Raw genomic sequence first — 19816 nt, forward strand, 5'->3', positions numbered from 1 at the left:
GTCAGCGGCGGCGGGCCCGCAGCACGAACGTCCGGTATGGCAGCTCGACCGTCTCCCGGCCGGTCAGGTCCGGGTGGGAGGCGAACAGCTCCGTCAGCTCCGTGTCGACCCGCCGCCGCTCGTCCGCGTCGGCCGTCAGCCAGTACGAGCGGGTGTGCAGCATGCCCACCACCTCGTCCGGCGTGAGTGTGGTGGCGTGCGGGAACTCGCCGACCTCGACGTCGGTGAAGGCGGGGCCGAAGTCCGCGTACCGCTGCGTCACGTCGCCCGCGTTGTCGCCGAGGTGGGCGATCCGGCTCAGCTCCGCGACCCAGCCCACCCGCTCGTCGCGGATGTTCCAGACCGGCGCGAACGTGCCGCCCGGGCGCAGCACGCGGGCCACCTCGGCGTGCGCCGGCTCCCGGTCGAACCAGTGGTAGGCCTGCCCGACCAGCACCGCGTCCGCCGACCCGTCCGGCAGCGGCACCGCCTCGGCGCTGCCGGCGAGCGCCGTCGTACCGGGCGTGGCGGCGGCCAGTTGCGCCCGCATCCCCGGATCCGGTTCCACGGGTACGACCTGCGCCACCGGCCCGGTCAGCGCCAGGAGCCCGCGGGTGAGGATGCCGGTGCCCGCGCCGAGATCGACCACCCGGGCGTCGTGCAGCCCGTCCAGCGCCCAGCGCAGCGCCGCCTCCGGATAGCGGGGACGGAACCGGTCGTAGTCGGCCGCGGCCGCGCCGAACGAGAGCGCCGCAGTGGGGTCGGTCATGGCGGGCAGGTTATCCCGTAACGGCCGCCACGGCGCTTGAGTACGCTCATGTGCTGACCCCGCCGATGTTCCCAAGGCTTGAGGAAGCGTGCCGTGACCGAGCAGAACGCCCTGCCAACAGACCCCGCCGACGACCTTCCCGAGCAGATGAAGGTCCGCCGGGAGAAGCGGGACCGGATGCTCGCCGAGGGCGTCGAGCCGTACCCGGTCGGTTTCCCGCGGACCACCACGCTCGCGCGGCTGCGGGAGCGCTACGCCGACCTGCCCACCGACACCGCCACCGGCGACCGGGTCTCGGTCACCGGCCGGGTGATCTTCATTCGCAACACCGGCAAGCTCTGCTTCGCGACGCTCCGGGACGGTGACGGCACCGAGGTCCAGGCGATGCTCTCGCTGGACCGGGTCGGCGCCGAGCGGCTGGCCGACTGGAAGCGCCTGGTCGATCTGGGTGACCACGTCGGCGTGACCGGCGAGGTGATCACCAGCCGCCGTGGCGAGCTGTCCGTTCTCGCCGAGGAGTGGGCGGTCACCGCCAAGGCGCTGCGCCCGCTGCCGGTGGCGCACAAGCCGCTGAGCGAGGAGTCCCGGGTCCGCCAGCGCTACGTGGACCTGGTGGTCCGCCCGCAGGCCCGGCAGATGGTCCGCACCCGGGCCACCGCCGTCCGCAGTCTGCGCGAAACCCTGCACGGGCAGGACTTCGTCGAGGTCGAGACCCCGATGCTGCAACTGCTGCACGGCGGGGCGGCGGCACGCCCATTCGTGACCCACAGCAATGCGCTCGACACGGATCTGTATCTGCGAATCGCGCCGGAACTGTTTCTCAAGCGTGCGGTCGTCGGTGGCGTGGACCGCGTCTTCGAGATCAACCGCAACTTCCGTAATGAGGGCATCGACTCTTCGCACTCGCCGGAGTTCGCGATGCTCGAGGCGTACCAGGCGTACGGCGACTACCACACGATGGCCGAGCTGACCCGAAATCTCGTACAGCAGGCCGCGGTGGCGGTCGCCGGCTCGACGGTGGTGACCCACGCCGACGGCCGCGAGTTCGATCTGGGCGGCGAGTGGCGGTCGGTGACGCTGTTCGGTGTTCTTTCCGAAGCGCTCGGTGAGGAGGTCACCGTCCGCACCGAAAGGGCGCGCCTGGTCGAGTACGCGGACAAGGTCGGTCTCTCCGTCGACCCGAAGTGGGGACCGGGCAAGCTGGCCGAGGAGTTGTTCGAGGAACTGGTCGTGCCGTCCCTTCAGGCGCCGACGTTCGTCATGGACTACCCGGAGGAGACCAGCCCGCTGACCCGGGCCCACCGCAGCGAGCCGGGCCTGGCCGAGAAGTGGGACCTCTACGTGCTCGGATTCGAGCTGGGCACCGCGTACTCGGAGCTGGTCGACCCGGTCGTGCAGCGGGAGCGCCTGGTGGCCCAGGCGCAGCTCGCGGCGCGCGGCGACGACGAGGCGATGCGGCTGGACGAGGACTTTCTCCGAGCGATGGAGTATGGAATGCCGCCGTCCGGCGGCATGGGAATGGGAATCGACCGGCTGCTGATGGCGCTGACGGGACTCGGAATTCGGGAAACGATCCTGTTCCCGTTGGTCCGGCCCGAGTAGGCGCTCCCCGCAAGCCTTCTCCGGCTCGTTACCCCGTCCTATTGACGGAACAAGCGCCGGACGGGTTATTGTGCTCGGTGTATTGCAGGAGTACAACCCTGCTCGAAAGGAATGTGGGACGTGGCCAAGCAGATCATTCACAAGCTGGTCGATGACCTGGACGGCGGGGACGCTGACGAGACCGTCAAGTTCGCGCTCGACGGCGTGCAGTACGAGATCGACCTCTCCGCTTCCAACGCCGGGAAATTGCGCGACGTATTCGCGCCGTACATCGCGAACGGAACGAAGGTCGGTCGCGGGGGCGTGGTCGTGGGTGGCCGGGCCGCTCGAGGCCGGGGCGGCGCGACCGCCGACCGCGAGCAGAACCGGGCCATCCGCGAGTGGGCCAAGAAGGCCGGCAAGGACATCTCCGACCGGGGCCGTATCCCGCAGGAGATCGTGGACGAGTACCACGCGAAGGCGGGGCACTGACCCCACCCTCGTCACGGGCGACGCCGACGCCGGACCGGAGTACGACTCCGGGCCGGCGTCGCCGTTTCCGTACCGGGGTCACCGTTGCGCCCCGAGTCCCCGACGGTGCCGGATGTCCGGTCCGGCCCACCCGGCGCGGGTGGCGGCGCCGCCGGGAAGAAATCCCCGCCCGGGGTGGTTGTCCACAGGCGGTGGAGAGTTCATCCACAGGCTGTGGACGACCCGGCGGACGCCTCGGTGCCGCCTCCGGTCCACTCGACCGGCCGTTCGGGTGCCGGTCGAATTTCGCTCTGCGCGTACAGGCAGGGGCCCCGGAACACCTCCTGAGCGTGGACGGTTGTCAGAAACGACGTCGGAACGGTCATTCGCGGGGGCACACGACCTCAGCGGAGACGGTCCGCGGCGATAGAGTAAGGAGGCACGGACGCCCGTCCCGGACGTCCGCGCACCGGCCCCGCCGAGATCTGACCATCAAGGCGCACGGCACGTGAGGAGCACGAGGGCATGTTCGAGCGGTTCACCGACCGAGCGCGACGGGTTGTCGTCCTGGCCCAAGAAGAGGCCCGGATGCTCAACCACAACTACATCGGTACGGAACACATCCTGCTGGGCCTGATCCACGAGGGTGAGGGTGTCGCGGCAAAGGCCCTGGAGAGCCTCGGCATCTCCCTGGAGGGCGTGCGTCAGCAGGTCGAGGAGATCATCGGCCAGGGCCAGCAGGCGCCGAGCGGGCACATCCCGTTCACGCCGCGGGCCAAGAAGGTGCTGGAGCTGTCGCTGCGCGAGGCGCTGCAGCTCGGCCACAACTACATCGGCACCGAGCACATCCTGCTCGGCCTGATCCGCGAGGGCGAGGGCGTCGCCGCCCAGGTCCTGGTGAAGCTGGGCGCGGACCTGAACCGGGTGCGCCAGCAGGTCATCCAGCTGCTCTCCGGCTACCAGGGCAAGGAGCCGGCCGCCGCCGGTGCCGCCCCGGGTGAGGCCGCGCCGTCGACCAGCCTCGTGCTGGACCAGTTCGGCCGCAACCTGACCCAGGCCGCCCGCGAGGGCAAGCTCGACCCGGTCATCGGGCGCGAGAAGGAGATCGAGCGGGTCATGCAGGTGCTGTCCCGCCGCACCAAGAACAACCCGGTGCTGATCGGCGAGCCCGGCGTCGGCAAGACCGCCGTGGTGGAGGGCCTGTCCCAGAAGATCATCAAGGGCGAGGTGCCCGAGACGCTGAAGGACAAGCAGCTCTACACGCTCGACCTCGGTGCCCTGGTCGCCGGTTCTCGCTACCGCGGTGACTTCGAGGAGCGCCTGAAGAAGGTGCTCAAGGAGATCCGCACCCGCGGCGACATCATCCTGTTCATCGACGAGATCCACACCCTCGTCGGCGCGGGCGCGGCCGAGGGCGCGATCGACGCCGCCAGCATCCTCAAGCCGATGCTGGCCCGTGGTGAGCTGCAGACCATCGGCGCCACCACGCTCGACGAGTACCGCAAGCACCTGGAGAAGGACGCCGCTCTGGAGCGTCGTTTCCAGCCGATCCAGGTGGGTGAGCCGTCGCTGGCCCACACCATCGAGATCCTCAAGGGCCTGCGGGACCGCTACGAGGCCCACCACCGCGTCTCCATCACCGACGCCGCGCTGGTCGCCGCCGCGACGCTGGCCGACCGGTACATCTCCGACCGGTTCCTGCCGGACAAGGCGATCGACCTGATCGACGAGGCCGGCGCCCGGATGCGGATCCGCCGGATGACCGCGCCGCCGGACCTGCGCGACTTCGACGAGCGCATCGCCCAGGTGCGCCGCGACAAGGAGTCCGCGATCGACGCGCAGGACTTCGAGCGGGCCGCCCAGCTGCGCGACACCGAGAAGCAGCTGCTGGGTCAGAAGGCGCAGCGGGAGAAGGAGTGGAAGGCCGGTGACCTGGACGTCGTCAGCGAGGTCGACGACGAGCAGATCGCCGAGGTGCTCGGCAACTGGACCGGCATCCCGGTCTACAAGCTGACCGAGGAGGAGACCTCGCGCCTGCTGCGCATGGAGGACGAGCTGCACAAGCGCGTCATCGGCCAGGAGGACGCGGTCAAGGCGGTCTCGAAGGCGATCCGGCGTACCCGGGCCGGCCTGAAGGACCCGAAGCGCCCCTCCGGCTCGTTCATCTTCGCCGGCCCGTCCGGCGTCGGTAAGACCGAGCTGTCCAAGGCGCTCGCCGAGTTCCTGTTCGGCAGCGAGGACGCCCTCATCCAGCTCGACATGTCGGAGTTCCACGACCGGTACACGGTGTCCCGGCTCGTCGGTGCCCCTCCCGGCTACGTCGGCTACGACGAGGGCGGGCAGCTGACCGAGAAGGTGCGTCGCCGGCCGTTCTCGGTGGTCCTCTTCGACGAGATCGAGAAGGCCCACCCGGACGTGTTCAACACGCTCCTCCAGATCCTGGAGGACGGGCGCCTCACCGACGGCCAGGGCCGGATCGTGGACTTCAAGAACACGGTCATCATCCTGACCACCAACCTCGGTACGCGTGACGTCGCCAAGGCGGTGTCGCTGGGCTTCCAGGCCTCTGAGGACTCCGAGTCGAACTACGACCGGATGAAGCAGAAGGTCAACGACGAGCTCAAGCAGCACTTCCGGCCCGAGTTCCTGAACCGGATCGACGACACCATCGTCTTCCACCAGCTGCGTCAGAACGAGATCCTGTCGATCGTCGACATCATGATCGCCCGGATCGAGTCCCAGCTGCGGAACAAGGACATGGGTCTGGAGCTGACCGACAACGCGAAGAAGTACCTCGCGAAGAAGGGCTTCGACCCGGTGCTGGGCGCGCGGCCGCTGCGTCGCACGATCCAGCGCGACATCGAGGACAACCTGTCCGAGCGGATCCTGTTCAACGAGCTGACCCCGGGTCAGATCGTGGTCGTGGACTGCGAGGGCGACCCGGAGGACATCGACAAGTCCAAGCTCGTCTTCCGGGGCGCGGACCGGCCGGACGCCGTGCCGGACGCGGTCCCGGCGGACCTCGGCGGCACCGCCGCCACCGGCGCGGACGACGCCGCATAAGGTTCCGCACAGTTCGAGGGCGACGGCCCCGGTAGGCGAAAGCCACCGGGGCCGTCCCCTTTCCATCCCCCCGCCCGCCCGCCCGCCCCACCCACCCCGCTGCCCGGTCTCGCCCGACCCCGTCGATCATGAAGTTGACCGCACTCGGCGCCCCATTTGTCCCCGCTAACTTCATGATCAACGGGGTGGGCGGGGGTGGGTGCGGGTGGGAGGGGGAGAGGGTTAGGGGAGGGGGACGGCTGGGCCGTCGCCGGCCAGGCGGAACGACTCCTCGCCCACCGGTTCGACCAGGCCGTCGGTGACCAGGCCGGCCAGCGCACGGGCCCGCTGGACGTCGTCGTGCCACACCTGGTCCAGCCGCTGGTGCGGCACCGGGCCGGTGGACTCCCGCAGCACCGCGAGCAGCAGTCCGCGTACCTGCCGGTCGGTGCCGGCGTAGCGCTGCGGGCGGCGGGTCGGTCCCGTGGGTGCGGCCTGCCCGGAGGCCCGCCAGGCGCAGCTCGACTCGACCGGGCAGATCGCGCAGCGCGGGGCGCGGGCGGTGCAGACGACAGCGCCGAGTTCCATGAACGCGGCGCTGGCCAGCGCGGCGGCGGCCGGTTCGACAGGCAGCAGTTCCTCGGTGGCGACCAGGTCGGCCGGGCGGGTGGTGGGACCGGCGTCGGGCTCACCGGCGATCGCCCGGCACACCACGCGCCGGACGTTCGTGTCCACCACCGGGTGCCGCTGCCCGTACGCGAACGCGGCGACCGCGCGGGCCGTGTACGTGCCGACACCCGGCAGCGCCAGCAACTGGTCGAGCCGGTCCGGCACCACGCCGCCGTGCCGCTCCACGATCGCCACCGCGCACTCGCGCAGGCGTACCGCCCGGCGGGGGTAGCCGAGCCGCCCCCACATCCGGATCGCCTCGGCCGGGGTGTCCTCGGCGAGCGCGCGCGGCTCGGGCCAGCGGGCCAGCCACGCCTCCCAGGAAGGCACCACCCGGACCACGGGGGTCTGCTGGAGCATGACCTCGGAGACCAGGATCGCCCAGGCACCGATGCCGGGCTTGCGCCAGGGCAGGTCGCGGGCGTTGCGCTCGTACCACCGGCTGACCTGGGTGGCGAATGTGGGATCGGACATCGCGCCGCCGATCATGTCACGGCGGTCTTTCCCGCAGGTTGGGCGGGCGGGGTGGCCGGGCGCGATCGATCATGGACGACGGGGCAGAATGTCCGAATGAACGAGCTCGCGATCACCGTCATCGGCCGGGACCGGCCGGGCATCGTGGCCGACGTCGCGGAGGTCCTCGCCCGGCTCGGCGCGAACCTCACCGACTCGACGATGACCCGGCTGCGTGGACACTTCGCGATGACGCTGATCTGCGTGGGCCCGGCCGCCGCCGACGTCGAGGCCGCGCTGGCCCCGCTCGCCGCCGACGGGCACCTGCTGGCGACCGTACGCGCGGTCACGCCGGACGCCGGCAGCGAGCCCACCGGGGAGCCGTACGTGCTGGCGGTGCACGGCGCCGACCGGATGGGCATCGTCGCGGCGATGACCCGGGTGCTGACCGACGCGGGCGGGAACGTGACCGACCTGAGCACCCGGCTGACCGGTTCGCTCTACGTGGTGGTCGCCGAGGTCGAGTTGCCGCCCGGTGTGTCGGACGAGGTGGCCGGCCGGCTCACCCGCGTGGCCGCGGAGCTGGGCGTGGGGGTCAGCCTCCGCCCGGCGGACACGGATCTGCTGTGACCGGGCCGGAGTACGCGGGCCTGGGCGGCTGGACACCGGAGAAGCTCGGCGTTCCCGGTGCGGTACGGCCGGTGGTCACCGCGCCGGAGCCGGTGCTGAGCCGACCCGGCCCGGAGGTCGACCCGACGTCGGCGGAGGTGGTGCGCCTCGCCGCCGATCTGGTGGCGACGATGCGCGTCTCGCCCGGTTGCGTGGGCTTGGCGGCGCCGCAGGTCGGGGTGAGCGCGCAGGTGTTCGCCGTGGACGTGACCGGGCATCCGAAGGCGGTCACCGTGCACGGCACGTTCGTGCTCTGCAACGCGCGCGTGGTGGAGGCGTCCCGGTGGAAGGCCGGGCGGGAGGGCTGCATGTCGGTGCCGGACCTGACCGGCGACGTGAAGCGGGCCAGCCGCCTGGTGGTCGAGGGCGCGCTTCCGGGCAGCGGCGAGCCGGTGCGGCTGGTGACGGACGGCTTCGAGGCGCGGGCGCTCCAGCACGAGATCGACCACTGCGCCGGGCTGCTGTTCCTCGACCGGGTGGCCGGCGCGCACGCGATCTACCAGCGCAAGGTCTACCTCTGACGGTGGCGCTCGGAATCCTGTGTGGACGGGTGCGGCCGTACGGCGGCGGGTTCCCGGCGCGTCGGACCACCGAGCCGTGCGCCGCGCGGCTACGGTAGGCGCATCATGCGTCTGACGGTCGGCCCTCTGCCCCCTGCCGTGTACTGGCGGCGTCGTGCCGTCGTGCTCGGAGCAGGGCTGCTCTTCCTGATTGTCCTGTTGTATTCCTGCACCGGTACGGACCGCAACACCGGCGCGCCGGGTACGGACCCATCCCCGACCGGCTCGGCCGGGGCTCAGCCCGACCCGTCCGGTTCGGTGCTGACCCCGCAGTCGGGCAGCCCGTCACCGACAGCGGGTGACGCCGGCGGCGGTGGCGCGAACAACGGCGGCGGGAACACCGGTGGCGGCACCACCGGCGACGGCGGGAACACCGGCGGGGGCGCGAACAACGGGGGCGGCAACGGCGGCGCGACCGGTCAGCCGGTTTCCGACGACGGCACCTGCACCGACTCCGAGCTGCTGGTGACGCCGGTGGCGGTGCCTCCGACCGCCCAGCGGGGCACGGTGGTCACGCTGCGCCTCAAGGTCAAGAACGTGTCGAACCGTACGTGCAGCCGGGACGTCGGCGCCGACCTCCAGGAGCTGTACGTCAAGTCGGGCGCGGAGAAGATCTGGTCGTCTGACACCTGCGGCACCGGCAAGGGCTCGGACGTGCAGTCGTTCACGCCGAACTTCGAGCGCTCCTACGAGCTGGGCTGGAACGGCAAGCTGGACAACAAGTGCGCGAACGGGCTGGCGAACGGCGACTTCGCGGCGATCGGCGCGTACCAGGTGTTCGCGCGCGTCGGCACCAAGATCAGCGAGCCGGTGAAACTGACCGTCACCGGCTGAGCGGTCGGTCAGACGTACCGTTCGAGGATGCTCGCCTCGGCGAGCCGGGACAGGCCCTCGCGGACGCCACGGGCGCGGGCGTCGCCCACCCCCTCGACCGCCTGGAGGTCTTCCACTGTCGCGCCGAGCAGCCGCTGGAGGCTGCCGAAGTGCACCACCAGCCGGTCGACCACGGCGACCGGCAGCCGGGGCACCTTCGCCAGCAGGCGGAACCCGCGCGGGCTGACCGCCGCGTCGAGCGCGTCGGAGGCGGACGGGTAGCCGATCGCCTTGGCCACGGCCACGAGGTCGATGAGTTCGGTGGCGCTGAGCAGGTCGAGTTCGACGAGCGCCTCGTCGAGGGTGCGCGACTTGCGGCCGGTCGGCAGGTAGTCGCGGATGACCAGGGTGCGGTCGGCGTCCACGCCGGCCATCAGCTCGTCGAGCTGAAGGGCCAGCAGGCGACCGTCGGTGCCCAGCTCCACCACGTACCCGGCGATCTCGTCGGCGATCCGCCGGACCATCTCCAGCCGCTGCACCACCGCCACCGCGTCTCGGACGGTGACCAGATCCTCGATCTCCAGCGCGGAGAGCGTGCCGGAGACCTCGTCCAGCCGGAGCTTGTAGCGCTCCAGCGTGGCGAGCGCCTGGTTGGCGCGGGACAGGATGGCCGCCGAGTCGTCGAGCACGTGCCGCTGGCCGTTGACGTAGAGGCTGATGATCCGCATCGACTGGCTGACCGAGATGACCGGGTAGCCGGTCTGCCGGGCCACCCGCTCGGCGGTGCGGTGCCGGGTGCCGGACTCCTCGGTGGGGATGGACGGGTCGGGCATCAGGTGCGCGCCGGCCTGCACGATCCGGGTGCCGTCGCTGGAGAGCACCACGGCGCCGTCCATCTTGCACAGCTCACGGACCCGGGTGGCGGAGAACTCCACGTCCATCGGGAAGCCGCCGGTGCAGATCTGCTCGACCACCTTGTCGTAGCCGAGCACGATCAGCGCGCCGGTGCGGCCGCGCAGGATCCGCTCCAGGCCGTCCCGCAGGGCGGTGCCGGGAGCCATCAGGGCGAGGTTGGCGCGCAGCGGATCGGCGCCGGCCCCGCCGCCGACGCTTCCGTTGACGCTCACGCTGATGGCACGAGCGGGGTTGCCGCTCACGGCGCCGGTACGGGCGTGCGGCGTCGCCGTTGCGGGCTTGGTGGCATCGCGGTCGATCGGCACGGGCACAGTCTACGGACTGCCATGCGGTGGGTGCTCTCGTGGTTACTGTGATGTGTCACGATGCCCGGCTCGGGCGGGTCGTCGCGGGCTGCGTGGCCTGCCGGGAAACGCCCGGCGGATCCCACCGTGTCACTCCGCCGACGCGCGCGCGGCCGCCTGGAGGGCGGATCGCACGTCAGTGACCTCGATCACCCGCATGTTCTCCGGCCCGGCGCCGCTGCTCTCCGGCCCGCACCCGGGCGGCACGAGGGCCAGCCGGAAGCCGAGCCGGGCGGCCTCGGCCAGCCGGCGGGGCACCGCGCCGACGCGGCGGACCTCGCCGGTGAGCCCGACCTCGCCGATGGCAACCAGATGCGGGTTGAGCGCCAGGTTGAGCCCGCCGGAGGCGACAGCGAGCGCCACGGCCAGGTCGGCCGCCGGCTCGACCACCCGGATGCCGCCGACGGTGGCGGCGAAGACCTCCCGGTCGTGCAGGGTGAGCCGCTCGGTGCGGCGCTGGAGCACCGCGAGGACCATGGCCAGCCGGGCGCTGTCGAGGCCGGAGACGGTACGCCGGGGGGAACCGGCCACCGTCGCCCCGATCAGCGCCTGCACCTCGGTCACCAGCGCCCGGCGCCCTTCCATCGCCACCGTCACGCACGTGCCCGGCACCGGCTCGGAGTAGCGGGTCAGGAACAGGCCGGACGGGTCGGCCAGGCTGCTGATGCCGCCCTCGTGCATCTCGAAGCAGCCCACCTCGTCGGCCGCGCCGAAGCGGTTCTTCACGCCGCGCACCATGCGCAGCGAGGAGTGCTTGTCGCCCTCGAAGTGCAGCACCACGTCGACCAGGTGCTCCAGCACCCGGGGGCCGGCCACCTGGCCGTCCTTGGTGACGTGCCCGACCAGCACGGTGGCGATGCCGCGCTCCTTGGCCACCGCGACCAGGGCGGCGGTTACCGCGCGGACCTGGGTGACACCGCCCGGCACGCCCTCGGTGCCGGTGGTCGAGATGGTCTGCACCGAGTCGAGCACCAGCAGCCCCGGCTTGACCGCGTCGAGGTGGCCGAGCACCGCCGACAGGTCGCTCTCGGCGGCCAGGTAGAGCTGGTCGTGCAGGGCGCCCATCCGCTCGGCGCGCAACCGCACCTGGCTGACCGACTCCTCACCGCTGACCACCAGCGACGGGCTGCCGGCCCCGGCCGCCCACTGCTGGGCCACGTCGAGCAGCAGCGTCGACTTGCCCACGCCGGGCTCACCGGCGAGCAGCACCACCGCGCCGGGGACCAGCCCGCCGCCGAGCACCCGGTCGAGCTCGCTGACACCGGTGGGACGGGCCCGGGCGGGCGCGGCGCTGATCGTGGCGATCGGCCGGGCCGGCTCGGCCGGCATCCGTGAGCTGACCACCCGGCCGGAGACCATCGGGCCGGTGACGGTGCACTCGACCACCGAACCCCACTCGCCGCACTCGGGGCACCGGCCCACCCACTTCGGGGGCTGGTGGCCGCAGGCGTCGCACTCGTAGGCCGGGCGGGGTTCGCGGGTGGAGGCGCGACCGCGGCCGGCGCCGGCACGGGAGGGGGTCGATCGGGGCGTGGTCACCACCGGACGCTAACCGGCCCGTACGACGAAAGCCCACCCGGAACGGCGACACCGCCGGCGTGGCGCTGGCCACGACGGCGGTGCCGACGGAAGAAGGGGAGAGGTCAGTGGCCGCCCTCGACGCCGCTGTCCTCACCAACGTGCCGCGGCTCCACGATCTTCGACGGCGTGGCCTCCGGGGTCAGCGGGATGCCGATCGGCGCCGGGGTCTTGATGACCTTGCCGTTGCCGAAGTCGAAGGTCAGGTTGACCTGCTGGCCCACGAGCAGCTTCTGGTTCAGGCCGATGAGCTGCAGGAACCTCGGGTTACCGGCGTTGAGCTGCGCGTAGCTGAGCGCCGGGATCTCGATCCGGGCCGGCTGGCCGGCGGGCGCGGACTCGCTCGGCGACGGGCTGGCCGACGGCGACTCGGACGTCTCCAGCGACTGGCTCGGCGACGCGCTCGGGTCGGTGGCGGTCGGCGAGGCGGTGGCCGGCTCGGTGGGCGAACCGGTCGGGGTGGCCGCGCCGCTCTCGCCCGCGCCGGAACCGGTGAGCACGATCTCCCGGGCGCTGTCGGTGGTGACCGTCACGGTCACCGGCTTCTCGCTGTCGTTGTAGATCACCACGTTGACCGGCGCGTTCGACCCGGCCTCGTAGCCCTTCGGGCCCGGGAACTGCACGTAGAGCCCGCGCACCTTGTACAGGTTGTCGGAGGTCTGGACGTTGACGCCCTGTACCGACGGGATCTTGTTGGCGGTCTCGGAAATCTGCCCGGCGCCGCACCCGGACAGCAGCAGGCTCGCCGCCGCCGTGCCGGCCAGCAGCAGGGCCGGCCCCCGGGAACCCCTGATCGAGCGCGTCACGTCGGTCCTCCTCGTCACGATCCCCGCCCGGTCGACCCCCGGGCACGGGGTGGCCATACCCGCGCAGACCGCGCTCCAGGGTAGTTGGAGCTGATCGAGGCCCGCACGCGGACCCGGCAATGCCACCTCGGAGGGGACTCCTCAGACCAGCCGGCCGCTCGTCACCAGCAGCACCACATCGATGAGCGCCACCACCAGCACCGCCCGGAAGGCGGTCGCCGAGCGTCCGGCGGTCGCGCGTCCCGCGTACCAGCCGACCGCCGGCACGGCGACGGCGGCGGCGACCGCCGACAGGCCGGTCCACGACGGCGGCCCGGGCGGGCCGAGGACCAGCGCGACGGTGGCCGCGAGCAGCAGCCCGGCGGCGGCCAGCCGGCTGCCCACCGGCCCGAACCGGTGCGGCAGGCCGCGCACCCCGGTCCGGGCGTCGTCGGCCAGGTCCGGCAGCACGTTGGCGAAGTGCGCCCCGGCACCGAGCAGCGCGGCGGCGGCCACCAGCCAGGCCGGGGGCACCGGAGAGCCGGGCAGCGCGAGCACCACGAACGCGGGCAGCGCGCCGAACGAGACCGCGTAGGGCAGCACCGACACCGGCGTCGACTTCAGCGGCCGGTTGTAGAGCAGCGCGGAGACCAGGCCCAGCGTGGCGCAGGCCGCCGCGGCCGGGCCGCCGGCCAGCGCCAGCACCGGCACGGCGACGGCGGCCACCGCGGTGGCCCGGGCCAGCGTCGGCCGGGTGACCTCGCCGGTGGTCGCCGGTTTGTCGGTACGCCCCACCGCCGCGTCCCGGTCGGCGTCGATCAGGTCGTTGCTCCACCCGACCGCGAGCTGGCTGGCCAGCACCGTCAGCGCCACCGCCACCACGCCTGCCGCGGAGTGCCCGACGCCGGCGGCGAGCAGCGCGGCGACGACTGTGACCGCCGCCGCGGGTTCCGGATGGCTCGCCCTGACCAGCCCTAACACCCGTGTCGACATAAGGGAAGTCTGGTCGTTACCGGGCAGTCGTGCCACGCTCGACGCATGCCCGACGCGTCGCCGGTGTCCACTCCGTACCGGGTGCTGCCGCCGAACGACCCGCGGCAGTACGACGACCTGGCCGGTGAGTGGTGGCGGCCGGACGGCGCGTTCGCGATGCTGCACTGGCTGGCCCGGGCCCGGGCGGCGCTGGTGCCGGCGGCGTCCACGCCGGACGATCTGCTCGTCGACCTGGGCTGCGGCGCCGGTCTGCTGGCGCCGCACCTGGCCGGCAAGGGCTACCGCCACGTCGGGGTGGATCTGACCCGCTCCGCGCTCGACCAGGCCGCCGCGCACGGCGTGACTGTGGTCCAGGCCGACGCGACGGCGGTGCCGCTGGCCGACGGCTGCGCGGCGGTGGTCTCCGCCGGTGAGCTGCTGGAACACGTGCCGGACTGGCGGCGGGCGGTCGCCGAGGCGTGCCGGCTGCTGCGCCCGGGCGGCCTGCTGGTGCTGGACACGCTCAACGACACGCTGTTGGCCCGGCTGGTCGCGGTGGAGCTGGGCGAACGGCTGCCCACAGTGCCGCGCGGCATCCACGATCCGCGGTTGTTCGTCGACGCCCGCGCGCTGGTCGCCGAGTGCGCCCGGCACGGCGTGTCGCTGACGGTGCGCGGGGTCCGCCCGGAGCTGGGCGGCACGCTGGCCTGGCTGCTGCGCCGCGTGCGCGGCGGCGCCGACCGTCCGGACCGGACCGAACCCCGCATCGTGCCGACCCGGTCGACTGCGGTGCTGTACCAGGGCTGGGGGCGCCGGGGCGGGTAGCCGGGGCCGCCCGGGGTAAAGGACGCGAGGAGGGGGCGACATGACTGTGCACGCGCTGGAGGCGGCCCGCCGGTTGGCGCCGCGACTGGCCGCCCGCGCGGCCGAGCACGACCGGGACGGCTCGTTCCCTGTGGACGACTTCGCGGATCTGCGGGCGGCCGGGCTGTTCGGCCTGATGGTGCCGCCCGAGCTGGGCGGTACGGGTGCGAGCTTCGCGGAGTACGCCGCGGTCGCCACCGAACTGGCCCGGGGCAACGGCGCGACCGCGCTGGTGTTCAACATGCACGCCTCGGTCACCGGCGCGCTGGGCGCGGTCAACGAGGAACTGGCCGAGGCGCTCGGCGTACCGGACGAGGCGCTCGCGGCGCGCGACCGGCTGCTGCGCGCGGCGGCCGACGGCGCCTGGTACGCGGTCGCGATGAGCGAACGCGGCGCCGGCGCCCGGCTGTCCCAGCTCAGCACCGTCTACGAGCCGGTCGAGGGCGGCTGGCACATCAAGGGCAGCAAGACGTTCTGCTCCGGCGCCGGCCACCCGGACGGCTACCTGGTGGCCGCCCGCAGCGCCGCCGACCAGTCGGTGGTGTCGCAGTTCCTGGTGCCGGCCGGGGACGGGATCACGGTCGAGTCGACCTGGGACTCGCTCGGCATGCGGGCCACCTCCTCGCACGACGTGCACCTGGACGTGACGGTCCCGGCCGACCGGCTGCTCGGCGGCGTCGAGGGGCTGGCCCTGGTCGTCGCCCAGCTCATGCCGCACTGGCTGGTGGCGAGCTACGCGGCGGTCTACGTCGGCGTGGCCCGGGCCGCCATCGACGCCGCGGCCGAGCACCTCAACGCGCGCAACCTCGCCGGCCTGCCCGCCGTACGGGCGCGCCTGGGCCGGGCCGACGCGGCCACCGCCGCCGCCGAACTGGTGGTCGCCGAGGCGGCCCGCCGGGTCGACGAGGCGCCCGGCGACGCGGAGACGAACCGTTGGGTGTGGCGGGCCAAGCTGCTGGCCGGTACGACCGCCGCGGAGGTGGCGGCATCGATGCTGGAGGCGGCGGGCACGTCGGCGACCCGGCGCGGGCATCCGCTGGAGCGGCTCTACCGGGACGCCCGCTGCGGCTCGCTGCATCCGGCCACGTCCGACGTGTGCGCCGACTGGCTCGGCATCGCCGCACTCGGCGGCGACCCGGACCGGGACAGCGCGCTCCCTCGTTGGTGAGCGCGAGGAGTGAGCCGGGTTTGCGAGCCCCGCAGTCGCGAACGAAGGGCGGCACGGTGAGCGCGAGGAGTGAGCCGGGTTTGCGAGCCCCGCAGTCGCGAACGAAAGGCGGCGCTGTGACCAAATTGGGCGCGAGGAGTGAGTGAAGGGCGAGGGGTGGGGGACGTGGGCATACCGGTGATCGCGGGTCTGGGTACGGCGCAACCGCCGGCCGCGATGCAGGACGAGCTGTGGACGGGCTTCTTCGCGGGGCACTTCCAGGGGAACACCCGGGCGCTGGCCGAGCGGATCTTCGCGAACTCGGGCGTGACCCGGCGGCAGGCGGCGGTGAATCCGCTGCTGGAGGACGTCTCGGAGTGGCCGACCGAGCGCCGCATGCGCCGCTACCAGGTCGAGGCGCTGCCGCTGGGCAAGGAGGCGGTCAGCCGGGCACTCACCGCCGCCGGCCTGGACGCCGCCGACGTCGGGCTGTTCATCGTCTGCTCGTGCACCGGGTACGCCACCCCCGGGCTGGACATCCTGCTCGCCCGGGACCTGGGCATGTCCCCGAGTACCCAGCGCATGTTCGTCGGGCACATGGGCTGCTACGCGGCCCTGCCCGGGCTGGGCGCGGCGAGCGACTTCGTCACCGCCCGGGGCCGGCCCGCGCTGCTGCTCTGCGCGGAGCTGACCAGCCTGCACATCCAGCCGCCGGGTGCCCGGGTGGACACCCAGCAGATCGTCTCCCACGCGCTGTTCTCGGACGCCGCGGTCGCCGCCGTGGTCGTCCCCGGCGGCCGGGGGTACGCGCTGCGCGAGGTCACCTCGGTCACCGACACGTCCACCGCCGACCACATGACCTGGGACGTCACCGACACCGGGTTCCGGATGGGGCTGTCGCCGAAGGTGCCGCAGGTCCTCTCCCGGCACGTGCAGGATCTGGTCGACGACCTGTTGGCCCGGCACGGGTGTGAGCGCTCCGACGTGGACGGCTGGGCGGTGCACCCGGGCGGGCCGCGGATCCTCAACGTGGTGGAGCGTGAGCTGGCGCTGCCGCCGGACGGGCTCGCCGCGTCCCGGGGGACGCTCGCCGAGCACGGAAACTGCTCGTCGCCGACGGTGCTGCTGATCCTGGACCGGCTGTGGCGTACGGAGCCGTCACCGCCGCGCTGGGTGGTGATGCTCGCGTTCGGCCCGGGCCTGACGCTCTACGCGGTGCTGCTGGAACGGGTGGGTTGACGGCTCGCCCCGCCCGGGCCGCGCGGATACGCTGCCGTCATGGCCTCCGAGGAGCGGGACGGGCGGGTGCTGCTGGCCGTCCTGACCGTTCTGGCGCTGGCGGCCGGCGCGGCCTGGTGGCGGTCGGCGGCACCGGAGCCGGGTGCGGTCACGGCAGTGCCGGCGCCGCCCCGGAGCGCCGAACCCATCGCCCGCACCTGGCGGGTCGACCCGTCGACAGGCGACGCCTGGCCGGCACGACCGGGGCGCGACCCGACGGCCCGGGCACTCCGTGCGCCGGCCACGGCACCGGACCGGTCGGTGGTGATCCGGGTCGAGGACGACGGCACCTCGCATGTGCTCCAGGTGTCGCACGTGGTGTGGCGGGAGACGTCCGCGTTGACGCCGGACGGGCCGCCCGTCGTACGGCAGGTGAACCCCTCGCGGGGCGACGACTATCGGCTGACGGTGAGCTGCTCCGGGGACGGGGCGGTCGCCGTGCAGCTCTCCGGTGCCGGGTCCGGCGACGCACGTCGGTTCCTCCGGTGCGGCGGGCGACTGGAGCTGCCCTTGCTGGGTGGCACGGGCGCACCGGTGCTGGTGCGGTTCACCGCTGTACGCGGCCGGGCCGAGCTGGACGCCCGGCTCGAAGCGCTCTACTGACCGCTGTGGCGCGCCCCGCGTCGGCGGCTCGGCCGCCCCGCTCGCGTCCTCGCCCCCGGCGGCTCAGCCACCCAGCCGGGCCAGGTCGGCGCCGTAGTCCGACAGCGGGCCCAGTTCCGGCACCACCCGGACCAGTGAGCCCTGCCGGTCCACGAGCAGCGCGGCGGCGGTGCCGGGGTGGGGCGACAGGTGCAGGTAGGAGCGCAGCCCGCCGGCCGGGTCGCCGAGCGGGCGTACCCCGGGGACGCTCGCCGGTCCGGCGCTGCGGCCCTCGGTCACGGTGACCACCGTGACGCCGGGCGGGGCGGCGCGTGCCGCGGTGCCGACCTGCTCGGCGCAGGCGCAGGCGTCGACCAGGATGATCATGGAGGGCAGCAGGCTGCGCAGCGGTACCGGCGTGTCGTCCGCGCCGACCAGGTCCAGCGCGGGCAGCGGGCCGACCGGTTGCGGCGCGGTGGTGGAGCGGGGGAGCACCGTCGGCGCGCCGGACCGCGCGCCGGCACGTGGCCAGGTGACGGCGGCCAGCCCGGCGAGCGTGACCAGCACCGACACGAGCAGGATCAGCGCGGGCAGCCCGAGTCGGGCCGGACCGGTACGCCGGCCGGAGCCCTGCCGCGCGCGGCGCAGCTCCCGGCGGACCTGCCGGGCCTCGTCGGCGAGCGCCGAGGCGTCGTCCGGTACGACCACCCGGCCCCACTCCGGGGGCAGGCCGGGCAGCCCGTCCGGCGGCCCCTGGCCGTCAGCGTCAGGCACGCCCATCGGACCCCCAGGAACGTCTCGGTGAGCGGACGTCACGTCCCTCACCAGCGTCCCGCACCGGCCGCCGTAACGCCACACCTGGGCGCGGACCGAGTTGCGGAGCTACCATGGAAGGAGCGCATTGCCCTAGATCTGGACGCTCCCGTCACCCGTTACCGGGTTGTCACGTGTTCCTCACGGAGCGTGTCGAAAGCATCGGTTTGACCGCCTGTCAAGCTGAAGAAATACCTCTCACAGGGCCCCTGAGCTGCGCCAACGGTCAGGACAGCGGTGAGACATCGGTGCCTGAGCGTGTTACCCTAGACACAGCGAAAGGGGTTTCGAACCTATGGTTTTCAGTGTCGGCGAGACCGTTGTTTACCCCCACCACGGGGCCGCACTCATCGAGGCAATCGAGACTCGGGTCATCAAGGGCGAGCCCAGGGAATACCTCGTCCTGAGGGTCGCACAGGGTGACCTGACGGTCCGGGTGCCCGCCGAGAACGCCGAGATCGTGGGTGTGCGCGAAGTGGTTGGCGAAGAGGGCCTGGGCAAGGTCTTCGACGTGCTCCGTGCACCGCACACCGAGGAGCCGACCAACTGGTCGCGGCGTTACAAGGCGAATCTGGAGAAGCTGGCCTCCGGTAACCCGCTGAAGGTGGCCGAGGTCGTCCGCGACCTGTGGCGCCGGGAGCGGGAGCGGGGCCTGTCGGCGGGCGAGAAGCGGATGCTCGCCAAGGCTCGTGACATCCTCGTCGGCGAGGTCGCGCTGGCGGAGAAGAGCACCAAGGACGAGGCCGAGACGCTGCTCGACAAGGTGCTGACCGAGGCCTGATCCACGCCTCTGCCTCTACCCACCCCGCAGCGAACGAATCCGAGGACCGCGACGTGACCGCGCAGCTCAATCCGCGCGGTGACGTCGCGGTCCTCGTTCCTGCGGCCGGTGCCGGGGTACGCCTCGGACCCGGCGCCCCGAAGGCACTCCGGTTGCTCGCCGGCGAGCCGCTGCTGGTGCACGCGGTCCGCCGGATCGCCGCCGCCCCCTCCGTGCACACGATCGTGGTGGCCGCGCCGGCGACCGAGGTCGAGGCGGTACGCGCGATGCTGGCCCCCGTCGCCCCGGTGACAGTGGTGCCCGGCGGTGCCGAACGCCAGGCGTCGGTGGCGGCGGCCCTCGCGGCCGTACCCGCCGGTCCGGAGATCGTCCTGGTGCACGACGCGGCCCGCGCGCTCACCCCGCCCCACCTGGTCGAGTCGGTGGCCGCGGCGGTCCGCGACGGGCACGACGCGGTGATCCCGGTGCTGCCGGTGGTCGACACGATCAAGGAGGTCGACGCGACCGAGCGGGTGCTCGGCACCGTCGACAGGTCAGCGCTGCGCGCGGTGCAGACGCCGCAGGGCTTCCGCCGGTCGGTGCTGGTCGCCGCCCACCGGTCGGCGGGTGACGCGCTGACCGACGACGCCGGGCTGGTCGAGAAGCAGGGGGGCGCGGTGACCTGCGTACCCGGCTCCGAGATGGCCCTGAAGATCACCCGCCCGTTCGACCTGGCCCTGGCCGAACACCTGCTGGCCACAGGCGCCTGACG

Annotated in this window: 19 protein-coding genes; 12 read left to right on the forward strand and 7 right to left on the reverse strand. The window is 72.9% G+C overall.

Annotation, left to right across the window (positions count from 1 at the left end; translation table 11 throughout):
- Nucleotide 1: 1 nt before the first annotated feature.
- The gene (locus ACN27C_RS10215) at nt 2-748 is read right to left on the reverse strand and encodes a class I SAM-dependent methyltransferase (RefSeq protein ID WP_422751018.1); all 747 of its coding nucleotides are present in this window, start codon (nt 746-748) and stop codon (nt 2-4) included.
- Between the two features lie 93 nt (nt 749-841).
- Here ACN27C_RS10215 and lysS point away from each other — a divergent pair, with 93 nt between their 5' ends.
- The 3 genes from lysS (at nt 842) to ACN27C_RS10230 (ending at nt 5863) form a co-directional block, all read left to right on the forward strand.
- A complete protein-coding gene (lysS, locus tag ACN27C_RS10220; RefSeq protein WP_422751019.1) occupies nt 842-2350 on the forward strand; it encodes a lysine--tRNA ligase in 1509 nt (502 codons plus the stop codon).
- A gap of 120 nt (nt 2351-2470) precedes the next feature.
- A complete protein-coding gene (locus ACN27C_RS10225; RefSeq protein ID WP_013288952.1) occupies nt 2471-2821 on the forward strand; it encodes a histone-like nucleoid-structuring protein Lsr2 in 351 nt (116 codons plus the stop codon).
- A gap of 504 nt (nt 2822-3325) precedes the next feature.
- The gene (locus tag ACN27C_RS10230; protein WP_120572812.1) at nt 3326-5863 is read left to right on the forward strand and encodes an ATP-dependent Clp protease ATP-binding subunit; all 2538 of its coding nucleotides are present in this window, start codon (nt 3326-3328) and stop codon (nt 5861-5863) included.
- Nucleotides 5864-6085: 222 nt separating this feature from the next.
- Here ACN27C_RS10230 and ACN27C_RS10235 read toward each other — a convergent pair whose 3' ends face one another.
- Nucleotides 6086-6985 (reverse strand): A/G-specific adenine glycosylase, encoded by a 900-nt coding sequence (locus ACN27C_RS10235; protein WP_422751020.1) that lies wholly within the window; start codon nt 6983-6985, stop codon nt 6086-6088.
- A gap of 96 nt (nt 6986-7081) precedes the next feature.
- Between ACN27C_RS10235 and ACN27C_RS10240 the strand changes: the two genes are divergently transcribed.
- From ACN27C_RS10240 to ACN27C_RS10250, 3 genes are all read left to right on the forward strand, one after another.
- The gene (locus ACN27C_RS10240) at nt 7082-7594 is read left to right on the forward strand and encodes a glycine cleavage system protein R (protein WP_073829205.1); all 513 of its coding nucleotides are present in this window, start codon (nt 7082-7084) and stop codon (nt 7592-7594) included.
- Nucleotides 7591-8154 (forward strand): peptide deformylase, encoded by a 564-nt coding sequence (locus ACN27C_RS10245; protein ID WP_091047297.1) that lies wholly within the window; start codon nt 7591-7593, stop codon nt 8152-8154. The genes ACN27C_RS10240 and ACN27C_RS10245 overlap by 4 nt, the downstream gene beginning before the upstream one ends.
- Nucleotides 8155-8259: 105 nt before the next feature.
- On the forward strand, nt 8260-9027 hold the full coding sequence (locus ACN27C_RS10250; protein ID WP_121686693.1) for a hypothetical protein: 768 nt from the start codon (nt 8260-8262) through the stop codon (nt 9025-9027).
- An 8-nt stretch (nt 9028-9035) separates the two neighbouring features.
- On the opposite strand, the gene disA is transcribed toward ACN27C_RS10250, so the two are convergent.
- From disA to ACN27C_RS10270, 4 genes are all read right to left on the reverse strand, one after another.
- Nucleotides 9036-10226 (reverse strand): DNA integrity scanning diadenylate cyclase DisA, encoded by a 1191-nt coding sequence (gene disA / locus ACN27C_RS10255; RefSeq protein ID WP_013288946.1) that lies wholly within the window; start codon nt 10224-10226, stop codon nt 9036-9038.
- Nucleotides 10227-10355: 129 nt separating this feature from the next.
- The gene (radA, locus tag ACN27C_RS10260; RefSeq protein WP_422751021.1) at nt 10356-11804 is read right to left on the reverse strand and encodes a DNA repair protein RadA; all 1449 of its coding nucleotides are present in this window, start codon (nt 11802-11804) and stop codon (nt 10356-10358) included.
- A gap of 104 nt (nt 11805-11908) precedes the next feature.
- The gene (locus tag ACN27C_RS10265; protein WP_422751022.1) at nt 11909-12649 is read right to left on the reverse strand and encodes a hypothetical protein; all 741 of its coding nucleotides are present in this window, start codon (nt 12647-12649) and stop codon (nt 11909-11911) included.
- 141 nt (nt 12650-12790) lie between these two features.
- Nucleotides 12791-13621: a UbiA family prenyltransferase gene (locus ACN27C_RS10270; protein ID WP_422751023.1), complete on the reverse strand. Its 831-nt coding sequence runs from the start codon at nt 13619-13621 to the stop codon at nt 12791-12793.
- Between the two features lie 45 nt (nt 13622-13666).
- Between ACN27C_RS10270 and ACN27C_RS10275 the strand changes: the two genes are divergently transcribed.
- The 4 genes from ACN27C_RS10275 (at nt 13667) to ACN27C_RS10290 (ending at nt 17492) form a co-directional block, all read left to right on the forward strand.
- A complete protein-coding gene (locus ACN27C_RS10275; RefSeq protein WP_421499105.1) occupies nt 13667-14425 on the forward strand; it encodes a methyltransferase domain-containing protein in 759 nt (252 codons plus the stop codon).
- 40 nt (nt 14426-14465) lie between these two features.
- Nucleotides 14466-15632 (forward strand): acyl-CoA dehydrogenase family protein, encoded by a 1167-nt coding sequence (locus ACN27C_RS10280; RefSeq protein WP_422751024.1) that lies wholly within the window; start codon nt 14466-14468, stop codon nt 15630-15632.
- 165 nt (nt 15633-15797) lie between these two features.
- Nucleotides 15798-16850, forward strand: a complete 1053-nt coding sequence (locus ACN27C_RS10285; protein WP_121685905.1) for a type III polyketide synthase — start codon at nt 15798-15800, stop codon at nt 16848-16850.
- A 39-nt stretch (nt 16851-16889) separates the two neighbouring features.
- A complete protein-coding gene (locus ACN27C_RS10290; RefSeq protein WP_422751025.1) occupies nt 16890-17492 on the forward strand; it encodes a hypothetical protein in 603 nt (200 codons plus the stop codon).
- A 63-nt stretch (nt 17493-17555) separates the two neighbouring features.
- On the opposite strand, the gene ACN27C_RS10295 is transcribed toward ACN27C_RS10290, so the two are convergent.
- Entirely contained in the window at nt 17556-18251 is a 696-nt protein-coding gene (locus tag ACN27C_RS10295) for a hypothetical protein (RefSeq protein ID WP_121685896.1), read from the reverse strand.
- A gap of 328 nt (nt 18252-18579) precedes the next feature.
- Between ACN27C_RS10295 and ACN27C_RS10300 the strand changes: the two genes are divergently transcribed.
- On the forward strand, nt 18580-19065 hold the full coding sequence (locus tag ACN27C_RS10300) for a CarD family transcriptional regulator (RefSeq protein ID WP_013288937.1): 486 nt from the start codon (nt 18580-18582) through the stop codon (nt 19063-19065).
- 53 nt (nt 19066-19118) lie between these two features.
- The gene (gene ispD, locus ACN27C_RS10305) at nt 19119-19814 is read left to right on the forward strand and encodes a 2-C-methyl-D-erythritol 4-phosphate cytidylyltransferase (protein WP_350815395.1); all 696 of its coding nucleotides are present in this window, start codon (nt 19119-19121) and stop codon (nt 19812-19814) included.
- Nucleotides 19815-19816 lie beyond the last annotated feature (2 nt).

It is taken from the genome of Micromonospora sp. WMMD1219, assembly GCF_049315215.1.
GTDB lineage: Bacteria > Actinomycetota > Actinomycetes > Mycobacteriales > Micromonosporaceae > Micromonospora > Micromonospora tulbaghiae.

Coding starts and splice junctions, on each gene's coding strand:
- ACN27C_RS10215 (WP_422751018.1), bottom strand. CDS start 748: ATGACCGACCCCACTGCGGCGCTCTCGTTCGGCGCGGCCGCGGCCGAC.
- ACN27C_RS10230 (WP_120572812.1), top strand. CDS start 3,326: ATGTTCGAGCGGTTCACCGACCGAGCGCGACGGGTTGTCGTCCTGGCC.
- ACN27C_RS10235 (WP_422751020.1), bottom strand. CDS start 6,985: ATGTCCGATCCCACATTCGCCACCCAGGTCAGCCGGTGGTACGAGCGC.
- ACN27C_RS10240 (WP_073829205.1), top strand. CDS start 7,082: ATGAACGAGCTCGCGATCACCGTCATCGGCCGGGACCGGCCGGGCATC.
- ACN27C_RS10250 (WP_121686693.1), top strand. CDS start 8,260: ATGCGTCTGACGGTCGGCCCTCTGCCCCCTGCCGTGTACTGGCGGCGT.
- ACN27C_RS10270 (WP_422751023.1), bottom strand. CDS start 13,621: ATGTCGACACGGGTGTTAGGGCTGGTCAGGGCGAGCCATCCGGAACCC.
- ACN27C_RS10275 (WP_421499105.1), top strand. CDS start 13,667: ATGCCCGACGCGTCGCCGGTGTCCACTCCGTACCGGGTGCTGCCGCCG.
- ACN27C_RS10280 (WP_422751024.1), top strand. CDS start 14,466: ATGACTGTGCACGCGCTGGAGGCGGCCCGCCGGTTGGCGCCGCGACTG.
- ACN27C_RS10290 (WP_422751025.1), top strand. CDS start 16,890: ATGGCCTCCGAGGAGCGGGACGGGCGGGTGCTGCTGGCCGTCCTGACC.
- ACN27C_RS10295 (WP_121685896.1), bottom strand. CDS start 18,251: ATGGGCGTGCCTGACGCTGACGGCCAGGGGCCGCCGGACGGGCTGCCC.
- ACN27C_RS10300 (WP_013288937.1), top strand. CDS start 18,580: ATGGTTTTCAGTGTCGGCGAGACCGTTGTTTACCCCCACCACGGGGCC.